The sequence below is a fragment of the Phenylobacterium aquaticum genome (genome assembly GCF_947378715.1).
GTDB lineage: Bacteria > Pseudomonadota > Alphaproteobacteria > Caulobacterales > Caulobacteraceae > Phenylobacterium > Phenylobacterium aquaticum_A.
This window is the reverse complement of record NZ_CANCLE010000088.1, coordinates 1-16222: the sequence shown is the minus strand read 5'-3', so window position 1 is coordinate 16222 and position 16222 is coordinate 1. Positions and strand designations below refer to the sequence as shown.

The 16222-nt window shown below is 69.0% G+C and carries 19 protein-coding genes and 1 pseudogene; 8 read left to right on the top strand and 12 right to left on the bottom strand.

All coding sequences use genetic code 11. From position 1 onward, the window contains the following. The coding region (locus Q7P21_RS12555) for an NAD(P)/FAD-dependent oxidoreductase (protein WP_304177330.1) at positions 1–381 on the bottom strand (381 nt) is incomplete at its 3' end. Positions 382–534: 153 nt separating this feature from the next. On the opposite strand from Q7P21_RS12555, the gene pseI reads away from it, so the two are divergent. Next, complete coding sequence (pseI, locus tag Q7P21_RS12550) at positions 535–1590, top strand: pseudaminic acid synthase (RefSeq protein ID WP_304177328.1); 1056 nt, start codon at positions 535–537, stop codon at positions 1588–1590. Here pseI and Q7P21_RS12545 read toward each other — a convergent pair. The 6 genes from Q7P21_RS12545 to greA all read right to left on the bottom strand — a co-directional run bounded on the left by Q7P21_RS12545 (position 1587) and on the right by greA (position 6582). Continuing rightward, on the bottom strand, positions 1587–1973 hold the full coding sequence (locus Q7P21_RS12545; RefSeq protein WP_304177327.1) for an iron chaperone: 387 nt from the start codon (positions 1971–1973) through the stop codon (positions 1587–1589). The genes pseI and Q7P21_RS12545 overlap by 4 nt on opposite strands. 104 nt (positions 1974–2077) lie before the next feature. Next, complete coding sequence (locus Q7P21_RS12540) at positions 2078–3361, bottom strand: FAD/NAD(P)-binding protein (RefSeq protein ID WP_304167402.1); 1284 nt, start codon at positions 3359–3361, stop codon at positions 2078–2080. Between the two features lie 78 nt (positions 3362–3439). After that, positions 3440–4516, bottom strand: a complete 1077-nt coding sequence (gene pseG / locus Q7P21_RS12535) for a UDP-2,4-diacetamido-2,4,6-trideoxy-beta-L-altropyranose hydrolase (RefSeq protein ID WP_304167399.1) — start codon at positions 4514–4516, stop codon at positions 3440–3442. 45 nt (positions 4517–4561) lie between these two features. Then, positions 4562–5023, bottom strand: a complete 462-nt coding sequence (locus Q7P21_RS12530; RefSeq protein ID WP_304177325.1) for a GNAT family N-acetyltransferase — start codon at positions 5021–5023, stop codon at positions 4562–4564. Next, complete coding sequence (locus tag Q7P21_RS12525; protein WP_304167435.1) at positions 5020–6021, bottom strand: mitochondrial fission ELM1 family protein; 1002 nt, start codon at positions 6019–6021, stop codon at positions 5020–5022. The genes Q7P21_RS12530 and Q7P21_RS12525 overlap by 4 nt, the downstream gene beginning before the upstream one ends. An 87-nt stretch (positions 6022–6108) precedes the next feature. After that, the gene (greA, locus tag Q7P21_RS12520; RefSeq protein WP_304167393.1) at positions 6109–6582 is read right to left on the bottom strand and encodes a transcription elongation factor GreA; all 474 of its coding nucleotides are present in this window, start codon (positions 6580–6582) and stop codon (positions 6109–6111) included. Between the two features lie 192 nt (positions 6583–6774). Between greA and Q7P21_RS12515 the strand changes: the two genes are divergently transcribed. Further along, positions 6775–7611 (top strand): DMT family transporter, encoded by an 837-nt coding sequence (locus tag Q7P21_RS12515; RefSeq protein WP_304167391.1) that lies wholly within the window; start codon positions 6775–6777, stop codon positions 7609–7611. Positions 7612–7688: 77 nt separating this feature from the next. Then, positions 7689–8315, top strand: a complete 627-nt coding sequence (locus Q7P21_RS12510; protein ID WP_304177323.1) for a glycoside hydrolase family 19 protein — start codon at positions 7689–7691, stop codon at positions 8313–8315. Here the strand turns inward: Q7P21_RS12510 and Q7P21_RS12505 are convergent. From Q7P21_RS12505 to Q7P21_RS12490, 4 genes and pseudogenes are all read right to left on the bottom strand, one after another. Beyond that, positions 8312–8812, bottom strand: coding sequence for an ATP-binding protein (locus tag Q7P21_RS12505; protein WP_304167384.1), 501 nt, complete (start codon positions 8810–8812; stop codon positions 8312–8314). The genes Q7P21_RS12510 and Q7P21_RS12505 overlap by 4 nt on opposite strands. A 46-nt stretch (positions 8813–8858) precedes the next feature. Next, positions 8859–9278, bottom strand: a pseudogene (locus Q7P21_RS12500) (OmpA family protein); the annotation flags it as partial. A 224-nt stretch (positions 9279–9502) separates the two neighbouring features. Next, positions 9503–10177 (bottom strand): hypothetical protein, encoded by a 675-nt coding sequence (locus tag Q7P21_RS12495; protein ID WP_304177321.1) that lies wholly within the window; start codon positions 10175–10177, stop codon positions 9503–9505. Between the two features lie 101 nt (positions 10178–10278). After that, the gene (locus Q7P21_RS12490) at positions 10279–11079 is read right to left on the bottom strand and encodes an SDR family NAD(P)-dependent oxidoreductase (RefSeq protein WP_304171440.1); all 801 of its coding nucleotides are present in this window, start codon (positions 11077–11079) and stop codon (positions 10279–10281) included. Between the two features lie 102 nt (positions 11080–11181). On the opposite strand from Q7P21_RS12490, the gene Q7P21_RS12485 reads away from it, so the two are divergent. Then, a complete protein-coding gene (locus tag Q7P21_RS12485) occupies positions 11182–11724 on the top strand; it encodes a GNAT family N-acetyltransferase (RefSeq protein ID WP_304171439.1) in 543 nt (180 codons plus the stop codon). Here the strand turns inward: Q7P21_RS12485 and Q7P21_RS12480 are convergent. After that, positions 11714–11881 (bottom strand): hypothetical protein, encoded by a 168-nt coding sequence (locus Q7P21_RS12480; RefSeq protein WP_304171437.1) that lies wholly within the window; start codon positions 11879–11881, stop codon positions 11714–11716. The two genes, Q7P21_RS12485 and Q7P21_RS12480, sit on opposite strands and share 11 nt — an antisense overlap. A gap of 270 nt (positions 11882–12151) precedes the next feature. On the opposite strand from Q7P21_RS12480, the gene Q7P21_RS12475 reads away from it, so the two are divergent. From Q7P21_RS12475 to Q7P21_RS12460, 4 genes are all read left to right on the top strand, one after another. After that, positions 12152–13429, top strand: a complete 1278-nt coding sequence (locus Q7P21_RS12475) for an NRAMP family divalent metal transporter (protein ID WP_304177319.1) — start codon at positions 12152–12154, stop codon at positions 13427–13429. Positions 13430–13532: 103 nt separating this feature from the next. Next, positions 13533–15278, top strand: a complete 1746-nt coding sequence (locus Q7P21_RS12470) for a carboxylesterase/lipase family protein (protein WP_304177318.1) — start codon at positions 13533–13535, stop codon at positions 15276–15278. 92 nt (positions 15279–15370) lie between these two features. Beyond that, a complete protein-coding gene (locus Q7P21_RS12465; RefSeq protein ID WP_304171432.1) occupies positions 15371–15754 on the top strand; it encodes a hypothetical protein in 384 nt (127 codons plus the stop codon). Between the two features lie 40 nt (positions 15755–15794). Continuing rightward, positions 15795–16148 (top strand): ribonuclease E inhibitor RraB, encoded by a 354-nt coding sequence (locus tag Q7P21_RS12460; protein WP_304177316.1) that lies wholly within the window; start codon positions 15795–15797, stop codon positions 16146–16148. The last annotated feature ends 74 nt before the right edge of the window (positions 16149–16222 follow it).

The window sequence follows — 16222 nt, the reverse complement described above, 5'->3', positions numbered from 1 at the left end:
GGAGGGCAGGCCCAGCCACTTGGCCTGGGCGCCGGTGGCGATGATCAGGGTCTCGGCCAACCAGACCGCGCCGCTATCGCATTCCAGGCGGAAGGGGCGTTGGCTGAGGTCGGCCTTGATCACGATGTCGTTGATCAGCTCGGCGCCGACATGCTCGGCCTGGGCGCGCATCTGGTCCATCAGCCACGGCCCCTGGATCACCTCGGCGAAGCCTGGATAGTTCTCGACATCGGTGGTGATGGTCAGCTGGCCGCCGGGCTGGATGCCGGCGATCAGCACAGGGTTGAGCAGGGCGCGCGCGGCGTAGACGGCGGCGGTGTAGCCGGCCGGGCCGGAGCCGAGGATCAGACAGCGGGTGGTGCGGGGGGTCTCTTGAGCCATGTGCGCTATTTAGGTGAGATTCCGGGCGAGCGCATCGGCCATGAGCGCGAGAATGGCTGAGGACGCTGTGAGCTTTCGTCTTTCTCACCCTCGCCCTCGCGGTGCGCGGAGTTGGTTAACGACCGCTTCAGCGGGCTGGGCTAGATTCCACCCATGACAGGGCTTCCCGAAATCCAGATCGCCGGCCGCCGGATCGGGGCGGGCCATGAGCCTTATGTGATCTGTGAGCTGTCGGGGAACCACAACGGCAGCCTGGACCGGGCGCTGACCCTGGTCGACGCGGCCGCCGACACCGGTTGCGACGCCATCAAGGTCCAAACCTATACCGCCGACACCATCACCATGGATGTCGACCGCCCGGAGTTCAAAATCCACGGCGGGCTGTGGGACGGGCGCAGCCTCTATGAGCTGTACCAGGAGGCCCAGACCCCCTTCGAATGGCATGCGGCGATTTTCGAACGCGCCGCGAAGCGGGGGGTGACGATCTTCTCCAGCCCGTTCGACGAGACGGCGATCGACCTGCTGGACAGCCTGGGCGCCCCGGCCTTCAAGATCGCCTCCTTCGAGGCCATCGACCTGCCGCTGATCCGCTACGCAGCGGGCAAGGGCAAGCCGCTGATCATCTCCACCGGCATGGCCAACCTGGCCGAGATCGCCGCCGCCCGCGACGCGGCGCTCGCGGGCGGGGCGGCGGGCGTGGTGCTGCTGCACTGCGTGTCGAGTTATCCGGCCGCGCTGGAGGACGCCAACGTCCGCACCGTGGTCGACATGGCGGCGCGGTTCGACTGCCCCATCGGCCTGTCTGACCACACCCATGGCACGGCCGCCTCGGTGGCGGCGATCGCTCTGGGGGCCAGCGTGGTCGAGAAGCACTTCACCCTGGCCCGCGCCGACGGCGGGCCGGACGCCGCCTTCAGCCTGGAGCCGGCCGAGTTCAAGGCCCTGGTCCGCGATTGCAAGGACGCCTGGACGGCCTTGGGTCGCGCCCACTACGACCTGCTGGGTTCGGAGACGGCCAACCGCCAGTTCCGCCGGTCGCTCTATGTCAGCGCCGACGTGAAGGCGGGCGAGACGCTCAGCCGCGCGAACGTCCGCTCGATCCGGCCGGGGAACGGGCTCGCGCCCGTCCATCTGGACGAGGTGCTGGGCCGCACGGCGACCCGCGATCTGGCCCGGGGCGAGCCCCTTGCCTGGAACATGGTCGGCTAGAGCCGTTTCGACGGTTTGGCCTTGGCGGCCGCCGCCCGCTCGGCGTCCTCTCGGACCCGCAACTCGACGACGGCGCGCACCAGGGCGTCGGGCAGGGGTGAATCGGACTGGAACCGGATCGTGCCCTTGCTGGTGTCATAGGCCGCGAACTCGGCGAGCTGGGCCTTCGTCAGGCCGCGCGGATAGAAGGCGCAATGCCCTCGCGCGGCGCCCATCCAGACCAGCACCCCATGCTTGCGGAAGGCCGGCATGCCGTAGCTGATGCACTCTTCCGCCCCTGGGGCGGCGGCCAGGATCTGCTCGCGCAGATGCTGGAGCGCGGCGCGCTGCGCGGCTGGCAGCGGCGCCAGATAGTCGTCGACCGATTTGGGGCTGGCCTTCACCTGTGCGCCTCCGGAACCGCGCCGGACCGTCGGCGTCTGCCCCAAGGACGGCGGCTGCGGACCGATCCCGACCATGGCCGGGAATTTCCGCAGGGTCGAGGGGGTCAGGCTGCGGCGGCTCTCGCGGGTGCGGCCTGCAGGGAGTCGCGGAGCGCCAGGGTCAGGGCTTCGTGCCGGGCGGCCGGGTCCTGGACCTCCCAGAGCGGAGCGATGAAGGCCCCGCCTTGCGACCGGGCCAGGGCGGCGCGCAGCCGCACCAGCGACCGGGCGGTGTCGACTGACAGGATGTCCCAACGCGGCTCCATGCGCACGGCGAGGGTTTCACCGAGCTGCAGCGAGGCGCCGTTGAAGCCGGCCATCAGCTTGTGGATCTCGCGGGTCAGGTCGCAGCCGCGGACTTCCGACAGGCACTCGGCGGCGAGCAGCACCTGGCCCCGGGTCTCATAGAGACGCAGGCGGGTGACCGCGCCCTGGGCGGTGAAATTGCGGACGTCCAGGGGGACCGGCCCGCCATAGCGGACCTTGAGGATGTAGGTGACCAGGCTGTGGGCCTCGGGCTTCGGCGCCTCCAGGCCGACGGGCTTGAACAGCGGGCGCGGGTCGGCGGCCCAGACCACCACCTCGTCCGGGGCGCGGCCGTTCAGGGCGGCGTGCGGGGCGAGGAAGGACGGCGTGACCACGCGCACGCCGATGCGGCCGAGCGCCTGGCGGATGCGCAGGAAGAAGGGGGCGAGGCCGTCCTTGGGGACGCCGGCGCTGAGGCTCTGCAGCCGGCCCCAGAGCGGTGCGGGGACGCCGTAGAAGGCGTCGTGGCGCGGATCGGCGCGCTTGAAGCCGGCGACGTCGACAACCTCCGGGCCAAGCGGGAACACGCGGTGCATGCCGAGCGCCCGGGCGGTGTCGGCGTGAACCTCGTCCAGCCAGGCGCCGAGCCGCCATTGGCAGAACTTGGCCAGGGGCTGGGCGATGTCATGCGGATAGGCGCGGATGCGGTCGGCCAGGCTGTGGCCCAGGATCTGGCCCAGGCCAAGGTCGCGGGTGCGCAGGGCGGGACCGCCGAAGTCCTTGGTGAACTGCAGATCGTCGCCGGAGGCGGTGACCGAGCCTGTGCGGCTTTCGACATCCTCGAAGGGGACGCCATGGGATTCCAGCAACCTGCGCGCCGGGTCGGCGGCGGAGCCGAAGGCGAGGTCGCACTCGCGGATCTCTAGGCCGTGGTCCTGGCGGGGCAGGGCGTGGCCGCCCAGCTGGTCGAACCGGTCGTGCAGCTCGATGTCGCGGACGCCCAGGTCGTGGGCCTGGAAGGCGGCGAGCAGGCCGGTGAGGCCTCCGCCGATAATACGGACCTTGGAGGCTTTCGCGCCCCCCGTAAGGCTATGCGGACCCATTGGACCTTTTCTTGGCCGCGTTCGGCGACCTGACGCTTCTTTGACGCTCAAACTGCGCCCAGGGGTGCGAAAGGACCGTTAATCGGCGGAAATCATGGGATCCTTGGGCTGCGGCGGAGCGCCGCGCTCGGCGATCAGGCTGAGAAACGCCTCGGCCGTGCGGGCCGCGCCGCGACCATCACAGACCACCGCCGAGGCCGCGGTCAGACGCTCGCGCAGGACGGGATCAGTGAGCAGGCGGACCACCACCCGGTCGATCGCCTGGTCGAGATTGTCGGCGCCGGCGTCGATCACCAGGGCCGCGCCGCGCTCGGCCAAGGCCTGGGCGGCGGGCCGCTGGTTCTCGGCCACGATCAGGATCGCCTGGGGCAGGCCCAGCACGCAGCGTTCCCAGGTCGTGGAGCCCGCGGCGCCGACCCCGATATCGGCCTCGGCGATCAGCTGGCCCATGTGCGGCGTGTCGATGTGGATGGTCAGGCGCGGATCGTGCGCGGCGACCCGCAGCAGCGCCTTCTGGCCCGGCGCCGCGCCGCCCAGCACCACGTCCAGCGTCCTGTCGCCCAGGCGCAGGCGCAGGCGATCGACGATGCGGGAGGTCAGTCCGCCCGGGTCGGTCAGGCCGAGCGCCAGCAGGACCCGGCGCACAGGACCGCCTCGCCGGGCCAGGGCGGGGTCGCGCAGATCGGCGAACTCCGGCCGTACGGGAGCATAGGCGGGGCCGAGCAGCAGGCGAACATCGTCCTCGACCAGCAGGGCGTAGTCCATCGGCGAGCGGGCGGGGCCGGAATCCACGACCATGTCGCCGCCCAGCGGCCGGTTGGCCAGGTCGTCGAGGATCAGGGCTGGGCGACCCCGGGACAGGGCGCGGTGGTCGTCACGGTCGAGGCCATAGTGATCGAAGACGATGGCCTCGAAATCCACCCCGGTCAGGGCGTCAGCCAGGTCGTCATGGCTGAGCGAGGTGGCCTCTTCGCGGGGAATCTCCGGGGCGAACTGATCGAGAATGGCGGCGGCGGCCGGCGCGGCCGCCATGGCGCAGATGGCGCCCCGGGCGGCCAGGGCGCGGGCCAGGGTGATGGAGCGCATCACATGTCCGCCCCCCACCTCGGGACCGGCGTCGGCAATGAACAATATACGGGGGCCGGAGGGAATCATCGTGTGTGTACAAAAGGCCCAAAGGACCCGCCTGCAAAGCGCGCGTTAGCGCGCAGCCTCGATGGCGGCGTCGATATCGGTCTTGAAGATCACGAAGAACAGCTCCGGATCGCCCGGATCGAGGTTCTCGACCACGCCCGAGACCTTGTAGTTGCGCGCCGCCAGCAGGGTCCGCATCACCTCGTTGGACTCATTGGTCGAGACGAACATGCGGTCGTCGTCGATGGCCATTTCGATATGGGTCATCAGGGCTGAGGCCACGCCGGCGCGGCGGCGGTTCTCGGCTGTGGCGATACGCTCCAGGAACGGATGGCCGAAGAATTCGCTCATCACCGCGAAGCCGGCGATCTGGCCATCCAGGACCAGGACCTTCACGGAACTGCCGCCAAATCCGCCCAGGGCCTTGGACAGATAGTCGTGGCGGCGCTCGGCTATGCCGGTGGCCGGGTCCAGGGCCACGATGGTGGCCAGGTCCCCCGGGGCGCCGTTGCGGATCTCAACGCTCATGGGATCAGCCTCTCGTCGAACCGGCGCAGGACCTCATCGGCGGCGCGGTCGGTCTCGTTCAGCGCCTTGTACTTCCACTTGTGCAGGGTTCCGCCGAACGGGCGGGCGGCGCCCAGGCGCTCAAGGTCCTCATGGAACAGCCGGAATTTCAGGCTGTCGCCATCCATTTTCAGGATGAACACCGGCTTGCCGGTCGAGGCGGCCTCGGTGGCCATGTTGGCGCTGTCCTCGGTGGCCAGGATGTAGTCGGCGCCGGCCAGGAAGGCGAAATAGGGGTTCTCGCCCTCGCCGTCCCAGACATAGCCCGGCATGTGCTTCAGCCGCGACGACAGGATCGCCCGGGCGCTCTCGGGCGTGCGGCGCGAGAAGGTGACCATCACCGACCCGCCTTCCTGGGTGATCGGCAGTTCGATCTCATGGGCCATGGCGGCGGCCCGCTCCGGCGACAGGTTATGGGCCTTGGACTTGCCGCCGATCAGCACCGCGACGCGCGGGTGGGGCAGGGGATCGATGATCGCCTTGAAGCGCGCCGCGTCGGCCTTCAGCCGCTTGGCGGTGACCCGGTGCGGCGAGCCGGTGATCGGCAGGACATTGTCGCCCTGGGTGCGGTCATGCTTGGGGGCGACCACCAGGTCGAAGGGGCTGGTCGGCATGCGCGGGTCCTGGATCTGGACCACGAAGCTCTGCTTCTTCGACCAGGCGCGCAGGCGCATGGACAGGGGCAGGGTGGCGCGCCCGGCGGCGATCCAGATGTCCGGCCACGGGGCCGCGATCTCGCTCTCAGGCGTCAGGGCCCGGAGCGGCAGGGGATTGAGAAACCAGGGCAGGCGGCCAATGCGACCCTTCCAGGCGATGGTCTTGATCACCACCTGGGCCTTGCGCTTGCGCTGGATGGCTTCGGCGAGACCGAGGGCCGGGCCAGCATTGCCCGCCCGTCCGTCAGAGACGGCCCAGATGGTCAGCGGCGGCGGTGATGGGGGCTTCGCCAAGCGCGTGATCCGTGGCTACGTCAAGGAGACGGCGGCGCGCATCTCGCGCGCGCCGCCGTCCTCTCGTCGATCATTGGGGCTGGGTTAAGGCGAAGCCTAGACCCATTCCACTTTGGCGATCTCATAGGCCTTCACGCCGCCGGGGGTGTTCACCTCGACAACGTCGCCGGTCTCCTTGCCGATCATCGCGCGAGCGATGGGCGACGAGATTGAGATCCGGCCGGACTTCACGTCGGCCTCGTGCTCGCCGACGATCTGATAGCGAGCTTGTTCCTCGGTATCCTCGTCGACAACAGACACAGTCGCACCGAACTTCACCTGATCGCCGGAAAGCTTGGATACGTCGATGACCTGAGCGCGCGCCATCCTGTCTTCGATCTCGGCGATCTGGCCTTCGATCCAGCCCTGGCGCTCCTTAGCGGCATGGTATTCAGCATTTTCCGACAGATCGCCGTGGGCTCGCGCCTCGGCGATCGCGGCGATTACCGCCGGCCGTTCAATGGTCTTCAAACGCTTCAGGTCCTCGTCAAGGGCTTGGTAGCCCCCGACGGTCATCGGGACTTTTTCCATAGCAGATTGTGACTCAGGTTCGCCCTTGGGATTGTGTTCCGGCCGCGGGCGCAGGCGTCCGGGGGGGTAAAGGATAGAGGCGGGTCGCGCAAAACTCAAGGGGTGCATTGCAGCATGATTGCGCCCGGGGGTGGAGATCGGGCCACGGGACCGCAAGGACGGCAAGGGAATCAGGATTAGCTGCGCCGCGCCATGACCCCCGTCCAGACCGCCTCCGCCATGATCATCGTGTCCGGCGCCGCCCATGCGGTGGTGAACGCGATCCTGAAATCGGGCCAGGACAAGATGTCCAGCCGCGCCCTGATGGACGGGTTCTCGGCCCTGATCGTCCTGCCCTTCGCCTTCATCGTACCCTTGCCGACCGGGGCCTGGCTGTGGCTGGTCACGTCCGGCTTCGTCCACTTCGCCTATCTGTTCTGCCTGATCCGGGCCTTTGAGACCGCCGACTTCTCGGTGGCCTATCCGATCTCACGGGGCCTGGCCCCCGCCCTGGCGGCCACGGTTGCGGTGGGGGTGTTCCGCGAGCCGATCAGCCTGGTCACCGCCCTGGGTATCGGGCTGGTCTCGGCCGGGGTGATGACGGTCGGCCTGGGGCGTCACGTGTCGCGCAAGGCGCTGGCCTGGGCGGGGGCGACCGGCGTGACCATCGCGCTCTATACGGTGCTGGACGCGCAAGGGGTGCGCGCCGCGCCGGGGGCGCCCAGCTATATCGTCTGGATCTATCTGATCGACGGCCTGGTGATCGGGGTGATCTTCGCCCTGTGGCGCGGCCCCCGGTTCCTGCTGGCGGCGCGGTCGGAATGGAAGGCGGGGCTTGCGGCCGGGGCCTTCTCGCTCCTGACCTACGGCCTGGCGCTGTGGGCCTATCGACTGGGGGATACGCCCCGGCTGGCGGCGCTGCGCGAGACCTCGATCCTGTTCGGAGTGGGCATCGCCATCGTGTTCCTGAAGGAGCGGCTGACCCGGGGCCGGCTGATCGGCATCGCCACCATCGCCGCCGGCGCCGCGACCCTGCTGGCGGCCGGCTGAACCGCTTGACCTTGGCTCGCCCGCAGGTTGATGTCGCCGGGGGCGCAGCGGACGGCCCGCCTGCGAGAGAACACGTTATGGGACTGAGCCAGCCGGGGGCGTTTTTCGCTCAACTCAAGCAGTCCCAACTGCTCGGCGCGACCCTGTCCCAGGACGAGGTGGACGGCGCCGGGGCCCTGCTGACCGCGCTCGATGGCGACAACTGGTCCACCGCCTGGGCGGCCTATGGGCTGGCCACCGCCTATCACGAGACCGGCCACACCCTGGAGCCGGTGACCGAGCGGGGTGGGGACGAGTATTTCCGCAGGCGCTATGACGTCACCGGCCTCGACCCGGCCCGGGCCAAGGCCAATGGCAACACTGCGCCGGGCGACGGCATCGCCTATCGCGGCCGGGGCTATGTGCAGCTGACCTGGAAGTCCAACTACCTGAAGGCCGGCCAGGTGGTGGGCGCCGACCTGGTGGGCGTGCCGGAACTGGCCCTGCGACTGGACTACGCCGCCAAGATCATGTGCAGCGGCATGCGCAATGGCTGGTTCACCGGCAAGGGCCTGGGCCGCTACATCCCCGAGGCCGCCAAGACCGCGACCAATGGCCAATATGTGCTGGCGCGCTATGTCATCAACGGGACAGACCGCGCCGCCGATATCGCCGGCTATGCGGCGATCTTCGAGAAGGCGCTCACCGCCGGCGGCTGGAGCTAGGCGCTCTGCGACACCACGCAGCCGGCCAACTCGGCCGCGTCGGGCGCCTCGAACACGCCTTCCATGAAGTCGAACATCTGCGGCGTGACCGCCAGCGAGAAGCCATCGCCGCTGATCTCATGGCGTTCCAGCACCCGCGCCCGGCGGACCAGGGGCGGGGCGGTGACGAAGTGGAACTGGCAGGGCAACTCGACCGCCTGGGCGATCTCGGCCACCCGGGCGCGGTCGGCCCGGCGCATGAGGCCGAGGTCCAGCACCGTGGAGACGCCCGTGGCCATGACCGCCGCCAGCGTCGCCCAGATCTGCGCCTCGCATCGCTCGACCCTGGCCATCATCCATTCGAACTCCACCGGCTCGGGCATGTCGGGCGCAAACAGCCGGGCCATCCAGTCATCGATGGCGAAATGCACCGCCGGCTCTGAACGGGCCAGGGCCTTGGCGTAGGTGGACTTGCCGGCGCCCGAGGGGCCGAAGATCACGTGAAGCGTGGCGGTCATGACCGGTTGCTAGGCGCTGGAGCGCGGCGCGGCAACCGGCCTGGCGTCAAAAGTTGATGTCGATGGTCGCACGACGATTGAGAGGTTCCTTGACGCCGTCGGCCGTCGGCACCGCCGGATTGGTCTCACCCTTCCAGTCGATGGACAGGGCTTCGGGCTTCACGCCGTGCGCCACCAACGCGTCCGCAACCGCCTTGGCCCTGCGTTCGGAAAGCCGAAGATTGTAGTCCTCCGGCCCTGAGGTGTCGGCGTAGCCCACCACCACGATCCGGGTGGCCTGGCCGGCCAGGGCGTAGTTGGCCGCCTCGCTCGCCACCTGATCGCCGTCGGCGGACAAGGCGGCCACGTCCAGGTCGAAATAGATGATGAAGTCCTTGGCCTCATAGGCGGGCGGCGGCGGCGGGGGAGGTGGCGGGGGGGGCGGAGGTGGCGGAGGTGGCGGAGGAGGAGGCGGCGGCGGCGGCGGGTTCTCCGCCTCGGCAAGCGTCATCCACTCCGGACATTCGGGATAGGCCCGCCCGCAGACCTTGGGGTGCCCGCTGAGGACGCAGACCCAGAACATCTGGGCGGCGCTGGCATGGACGGGTCGACAAAAGGGCGCCGCCGCCTGGGCGGTCGCCGGCGCGAGCAGCGCCGCCATGACGAGGCCGAGAATCGTCCCCGTCGGTCGACGGACGCGCGGAACAGGGTTCATGTCCGAGGCGCTCCGGCGGGGGCAGTGATCGCATGGGTGGGACTGGCGGGCGCCTTCACGGTCGTCCAGTAGGCGGTGAAGTGCACCATGGAGATCACCAGCAGGACCATCAGGCTGGCGAGGATCGCGCGGAGCCAGCCGGTCTTGTGCAGTCGGCGCAGGCTGGTGGGAAGATAGACGGCGCAGACCGCCAGCTCGGCGAAGGCCGCCGCGGCCCGGGCGGCGTTATGCGGTCCTTCCGGTTCGGCGACCGGGTCCGCCATGAAGGCCAGGGCGAGGTTGTAGGCCAGGAACGCCGCGAAGCCGGACATGGCGTAGGCGACCGGCAGGACCTTCAGAGTGGTCAGGATCGAGTCCATGAAATCCGGCGCTGCGCGCAGGACGAACAGGGACAGCTCGAGCAGGATCGACAACGAGAGCCAGTAGAGGAATTCCAGCAGGACGCGGATCATCAGATCGCCCTGGGCGATCGCCCCACCGCTGATGAACTTCTGACCGAGAAAGGCGCCCAGCGCGGCGCTGAGCATGGCGAACAGCACCACCTTGCCTTCGGGCGTGCGGGCGTCCTTGGGGTTCACGGCGTCGGGCGCGCGGCCGAAGAACTCCAGCAGGTAGCGCACATATTCGCGGGCGTAGGTCTCCGCGAAGGTCAGTGACTTCTCAAGGTCCATGGCGCGGCTCCCCCCGGACGCCAGGTGAAGCTACGTCCGAGGGGGCGGGAAATCCAGCCTAAGATTGTCGTGCGGAGGCCGTGCCGCGCAGGTTGTCTGGGTCAGCGGATCGAGAAGCCGCCATCGATGACCAGCTCCGCGCCGGTGACATAACGGCTCTCCTCCGAGGCCAGCCACAGCACGCCATTGGCGATATCCTCCGGCCAGCCCTTCTTGCCCAAGGGCACGGCGTCGGCGGTCATGGCGTCCAGGGTCGCGGGGCGCGAGGGGCGGGCGTTGTCGCCGGGTTCGCCGGTGCCGACGATGGTGTCCCAGATCGGGGTCTCGATGATGCCGGGATGGACCGAATTCACCCGCACCCCATCCTTCACGCTGGCGCATTCCAGGGCCACCGACTTGGTGAACAGCCGCACCGCGCCCTTGGACGCGCAATAGCCGGCCAGAATCGCCGAGCCCTTGAGGCCGGCCACCGAGGACATGTTGATGATCGAGCCGCCGTCGCCGGACAGCCGCATCACCGGTAGCGAATGCTTCACCCCCAGGAACACCCCGTCGATATTGATGGCGTTCTGCAGCTGGAACTGGGCCAGCGGCATGTCGACCACCGAGCCGGAAAAGGCGACCCCGGCGTTGTTGACCAGGATGTCTAGCCGGCCATGCCGGGCCTTGATCGCCTGGGCGACGGCGATCCAGTCGGCTTCGACCGTGACGTCGTGGTGATGATATTCGGCCTGGCCGCCCTGGGCCTGGATGGCGGCGACCGCCTCGGCGCCCTTGGCGTCCTGCAGGTCGGTGAGGACGACGATGGCGCCTTCCTCGGCCAGACGCTCGGCGCTGCTGCGCCCGATGCCGCTTGCGCCACCGGTGATCAGCGCCACCTTGCCAGCTACCCGTCCGCCCATGTCGTTTCCCCTTATCGTTGATAACCTGGTTGCATCACGCCTAGCCGAGAGCCTGGCCCTTGCCCAGCTTCAAAGCTTCGCAGGCTGTGCTAGAGGCCGATCATGACGATCACGATCCGACCCTGCGGCCCGGCCGACGCGGCGGCCCTGGCCCTGGTGGGCCAAGCCACGTTTCTGCAGAGCTATGCCGACAGCCTGCCGGCCGCCGACATCGCCCACCATTGCGCCCACGAGCACGCGCAGGCGCGCTATGCGGCCTGGCTGGCCGACCCGGCCTATCGGATCTGGGGGGCGGAGATCGCGCCGGGCGGGGCGCTGGTCGGCTATGCGGTGCTGAGCCCGCCGGACCTGCCGGGGGCGACGGAGCCCGGGGACATGGAGCTCAAGCGCCTCTATCTGCTGCACCGGTTCCATGGGGGCGGAACGGGGGCGGCCCTGATGGGCGCAGTGGTCGAGGCGGCGCGGAGCCAGGGCGCGCTACGCCTGCTGCTGGGCGTATATGGCGAGAACGACACAGCCATAGCCTTCTACGCCCGCCAGGGGTTCGCCCAGGCGGGCGTTCGCAAGTTTCAGGTGGGCGCCCAGGTCTATGACGATCTGGTCCTGGCGCGCCGGTTGGATGGGTCCGCGCCGCCTACCAGGTGACGTGACCCTGGGCGGTGAGCAGGCCGATCAGCATGGCGGCGCCCAGGGCGATGATGATGCCCACGACGAGCAAGTCTGTCGCGCCTTCGAAGCGCTCCAGAAGGTGGCCCTTACGATGATGACGGACTTCGGCCTTTGGGCCGGTCTCTGACTGCATAACGTTCCCTCGCGTTCTGATTGGAGGACGATGCCTCGGTCCCAGTAGCGACGGGCGCCCGAAAAGGGCGTGACCGGCTGGTCTTGCAGGGCCGCCGGCGCGCGCCCTATCCGCGCCCGGCGAAGCTGGGCACTGAGCTGACAGTGCGCCCCGGATCGGGTGGGGTCAATGATCTGACGTCGGCGTCAAAAAGCCGCTCGCCGCTCGACAGGCCGGGGCCGGCTTGCGCATGGTTCCGTCCGGCGGCGCGCGGGGCGCCCAGGAGACGTCGTGACTGATCGTTCCGGACGCCCACGTCGCTTCAACCCCTTCACGGCCCTGGGGCCTGGCCTGATCACCGGGGCCGCCGACGACGACCCGAGCGGCATCGCCACCTATTCCCAGGCCGGCGCCGGCTTCGGCCTGCAGATGCTGTGGACCGTGGTCCTGACCTATCCGTTCATGGCCGCCTTCCAGTCGGTCTGCGCGCGGATCGGGCGGGTCAGCGGGCGCGGGCTGGCGTCCAATATCAAGCGGGTCTTCCCGCCCTGGGTGGTGATCTCGGTGGTCGGCCTGCTGCTGGTCGCCAACATCCTGAACATCGCCGCCGACCTGGCCTCGATGGGCGAGGCGGCCGCCCTGGTGATTGGCGGCGACCAGCATCTCTATACGGCCGGCTTCGCCCTGCTGACCTTGGCCCTGCAGATCTTCGTGCCCTACCACCGCTATGTGCGGTTCCTGAAGTGGCTGACGCTCGCCCTGTTCGCCTATGTGGCGGTGGCCTTCATCGTCCATGCCCCCTGGCGCGAGGTGCTGCACGCCACCTTCCGGCCGAAGCTGAAGTTCACGGCCGCAGAGGCCACCCTGGTGGTCGCCGTCTTCGGCACCACCATCAGCCCCTATCTGTTCTTCTGGCAGGCCTCGGAGGAGGTGGAGGACATCGCCCCGGCCGGCCAGCACCCCCTGACCGAGGCGCCCCGGGAGGCGCCGGCCGCCCTGAAGCGGATCGGCTGGGACACCTATGTCGGCATGGGCTTCTCCAACCTGATCGCCTTCTTCATCATCCTGTCGACGGCGGTGACCCTGCACGCGGCCGGGGTGACCGAGATCAAGACGGCGGGCCAGGCGGCCAATGCGCTGCGCCCCATCGCCGGGGACTTCGCCTTCGCCCTGTTCGCCCTGGGCATCATCGGCACCGGCCTGCTCGCCATACCGACCCTGGCCGGCTCGGCCGCCTATGCGTTCTCCGAGACCCTGGGCTGGGAGGAGGGGTTGGAGCGCCGGCTCCGGGACGCCACCGGCTTCTACGGCGTGATCGCCGTGGCCATCCTGGCCGGCCTGGCGCTCAGCTATTCGCCGCTCGATCCGATCCAGGCCCTGTTCTGGAGCGCCGTGGTCAATGGCGTCATCGCCGTGCCGCTGATGGCGGTGATCATGCTGGTCGCCACCCGCCGATCGATCATGGGCCGCTTCACCGCGACGTTCCTGCAGCGCGTGGTCGGCTGGGCGGCGGTGGCGATCATGGCGATGGCCTCGGCGGTGATGTTCACCCAGCTGGGCGCAGGATGAGAAGGGCCGGGATTAATATCTGACGGCCCTGGCGCTCGGGAATTGAATGCGCCGCCGTCGCGATTCCCCTATCCCTCCAGACAAAGATCAAAGGGGGGATGTCATGACGCGTTGGGTTTCGATCATCGCGGGGTGCCTGGCGGCTTCGATCGCCCTGGCGGCTCAGGGCCAGACGCCGGCCAATGCGCCCGAACGCGCCCCCGATCCCGCGACCGCCCGCACCCTGAAGGACGGCCCGGTCGTTGGCTATGTGGACGCCGAGACCGGCGCTCAGGCCTGGCGGGCCATTCCCTTCGCCAAGCCGCCGGTGGGGCCCTTGCGCTGGCGGGCGCCGCGCCCGGCCGAGCCCTGGACGGCGCAGCGCATCTCCACCAAGCCCGCCCCCTGGTGCCCGCAACAGCTCAGTGCGCTCGACGGGGTGGGCAAGGAGAAATACGGCCAGATCGCCGGCCAGGAGGACTGCCTCTATCTGGACGTCTACGCCCCGCCGATGACGGCGCAGGCGGCGGCCACGGCCAGGCTGCCGATCATGATGTGGATCCATGGCGGCTCCAACACCTGGGGCCGGGCCGAGCAATATGACGGCTCGGCTCTGGCCGCCCGGTTCAAGGTGGTTGTGGTGGTGGTCCAGTATCGCATTGGCGCCCTGGGCTGGTTCGCCCATCCGGCCTTGCGGGCCGGCGGCTCGGTCCCCGACGACGCCTCGGCGAATTTCGGCACGCTCGACCAGATCCAGGCGCTGCAATGGATCCAGGCCAATGGCGCGGCGTTCGGCGGCGACACCGGCCGGGTGACCATCTTCGGCGAGAGCGCCGGGGGCCAGAACGTCGCGACCCTGCTGACCAGCCCGCGCGCCAAGGGCCTGTTCCAGCGCGCCATCGTCCAGTCCGGCGGCTTCAAGTCCGAGCCCCTGGCCCTGGCCGAGGGTGAGACCGGCGACCGTCCGGAAGCCGGCCTGAAGATCGCCCAGGCCCTGGTCGGGACCGGCAAGCCGGTCAGCGGCGCGGCCCTGCGCGCCGTCCCGGTCAGCGCGCTGTTCGACGCCTACAGGATCGAGGGCCGCCAGCTCGACCCCTTCCGCCTGATCGCCGACGGGGTGGTGATCCCCGCTGCGGGGCTGGATTCCGGCCTGGACAACCCGGCCGGCTACAACGCCGTGCCGGTGATCACCGGCACCAATCACGACGAGATGAAGCTGTTCAACGCGCTCAATCCGAAGTTCGTGACCTATGTCGGCGGCAGGCTGCCGATCCCCCGCGACCCGGCCTTCTATGAGGCGGCCTCGCTCTATCCGAGCCGCATGTGGCGCTCGAACGCGGTGGATGGCCCCGCCGCCCGCATGGTCGCCGGCGGCCAGAGCCGGGTCTGGACCTATCGCTTCGACTGGAAGGAGGAGGGCAGGATCCTGGTGACCGACCTGGGCCAACTGCTGGGCGCCGGCCACAGCCTGGAGATCCCCTTCGTGTTCGGCCATTTCAAGCTGCTGGGCGCCTTCGATCCGCTGGCCTTCAACAAGGACAATGCGCCGGGGCGGATCGCGCTGTCGGACACGATGATGAGCTACTGGGCCAATTTCGCGGCCACCGGCGCGCCGGGGCGGGGCGTGGACGGGACCTTGCCGGAGTGGAAGACGTGGTCGAGCGCCCCGGGCGCCACGAACCTGATGGTGTTCGACAGCACCGCCGGCGGCGGGGTGCGGATGATCGCCGACCACGAGAGCCCGGCGCGGATCGCGAGCGACCTGCTGGCCGATCCGAGCCTGAAGGGGGATGAGCAGCGGTGCCAGATCCTGCAGGGGCTGGCGAAGGACAGCGCCGAGGTCCGGGCGGCGGCGGGGCGGTGTGGGTAGGGAGCCTTTGACCGCTTGGGCGTGACCGCCAACCCCTCGAACGTGTGCGGCGGGCCTTGAAATTCCAGGGTGTGCGGGTGAGGGTCCATCCGATGCCCTACGCGCTCGCCAAGTCCATCGCCCGATCAGGGCTGCTATCCGCCTTGCTGATGTTAGGGGCCTGCGGCGGACTTCGCCACGACCTCTACAGCCATGCGATCAGCTCGGATCCGGAGGTCAATGCCGCCATCGCGCGTGACGCCTTGGTGCGGCGGCTGCCGATTGGATCGCCGATTGAACAATATATTCAATTGTTCAGAGCCTCGGCCGGGTCCTGCGCTGAGGACGATGATGTAAGTTCGGGGCTGTATCGATGTCGATGTGCGCGTGGGGTCGGGCCGTTGGCCCAGGCTGAGTGGATCGTCGAGATCAGGTTCGACAAGACGACGCGGGCCTCTACGTCTGTCGGCGTGCAGTTTTACGTCACGAGCCTATGAACGCGGGCGATGTGGGGCGTGTGGGCAAAGGGGGCGGGAGATGCCGTCTGAGCTTATTGATCCCGCACGTGTGGAGGCTGAACTCGCCGCCGACGCCGACGTGATCCGGTCGCTTCGGGAAAATGGCGACGACCCGCGGGTGGTGCGCTCCGTGGATGTCCATTTCCTGGGCGGGCGTGAGCCCATTCTGCGGCTGGCGGACGCCGCCGAGTCCCTGGGTTGGGCTGTGGCGCAGGTCATCGACTGCGACGACGGGGCCATGGCGATCGACCTTTGCCGCGATCAGACCACCGATGAAGCGGCGGTGCGCCAGCTGACCTTCGATGCGCTCGTCATCGAGCAGGACTACGGGGTCAGCTATGATGGCTGGGGGACGCTGGCCCATCCGTCCTAGGCGCCGCCGGCCTGTGAGGGGACTTGGGCGAAGTTTGGCCGGCCGGTTCCCGTGTCGAGCCCGCAAGATTTTTG

Excerpts from the sequence above, each read along its gene's own strand:
- pseI (WP_304177328.1), top strand. The coding sequence starts at position 535 with ATGACAGGGCTTCCCGAAATCCAGATCGCCGGCCGCCGGATCGGGGCG.
- Q7P21_RS12540 (WP_304167402.1), bottom strand. The coding sequence starts at position 3,361 with ATGGGTCCGCATAGCCTTACGGGGGGCGCGAAAGCCTCCAAGGTCCGT.
- pseG (WP_304167399.1), bottom strand. The coding sequence starts at position 4,516 with ATGATTCCCTCCGGCCCCCGTATATTGTTCATTGCCGACGCCGGTCCC.
- Q7P21_RS12530 (WP_304177325.1), bottom strand. The coding sequence starts at position 5,023 with ATGAGCGTTGAGATCCGCAACGGCGCCCCGGGGGACCTGGCCACCATC.
- greA (WP_304167393.1), bottom strand. The coding sequence starts at position 6,582 with ATGGAAAAAGTCCCGATGACCGTCGGGGGCTACCAAGCCCTTGACGAG.
- Q7P21_RS12515 (WP_304167391.1), top strand. The coding sequence starts at position 6,775 with ATGACCCCCGTCCAGACCGCCTCCGCCATGATCATCGTGTCCGGCGCC.
- Q7P21_RS12510 (WP_304177323.1), top strand. The coding sequence starts at position 7,689 with ATGGGACTGAGCCAGCCGGGGGCGTTTTTCGCTCAACTCAAGCAGTCC.
- Q7P21_RS12505 (WP_304167384.1), bottom strand. The coding sequence starts at position 8,812 with ATGACCGCCACGCTTCACGTGATCTTCGGCCCCTCGGGCGCCGGCAAG.
- Q7P21_RS12495 (WP_304177321.1), bottom strand. The coding sequence starts at position 10,177 with ATGGACCTTGAGAAGTCACTGACCTTCGCGGAGACCTACGCCCGCGAA.
- Q7P21_RS12490 (WP_304171440.1), bottom strand. The coding sequence starts at position 11,079 with ATGGGCGGACGGGTAGCTGGCAAGGTGGCGCTGATCACCGGTGGCGCA.
- Q7P21_RS12485 (WP_304171439.1), top strand. The coding sequence starts at position 11,182 with ATGACGATCACGATCCGACCCTGCGGCCCGGCCGACGCGGCGGCCCTG.
- Q7P21_RS12480 (WP_304171437.1), bottom strand. The coding sequence starts at position 11,881 with ATGCAGTCAGAGACCGGCCCAAAGGCCGAAGTCCGTCATCATCGTAAG.
- Q7P21_RS12470 (WP_304177318.1), top strand. The coding sequence starts at position 13,533 with ATGACGCGTTGGGTTTCGATCATCGCGGGGTGCCTGGCGGCTTCGATC.
- Q7P21_RS12465 (WP_304171432.1), top strand. The coding sequence starts at position 15,371 with ATGCCCTACGCGCTCGCCAAGTCCATCGCCCGATCAGGGCTGCTATCC.
- Q7P21_RS12460 (WP_304177316.1), top strand. The coding sequence starts at position 15,795 with ATGCCGTCTGAGCTTATTGATCCCGCACGTGTGGAGGCTGAACTCGCC.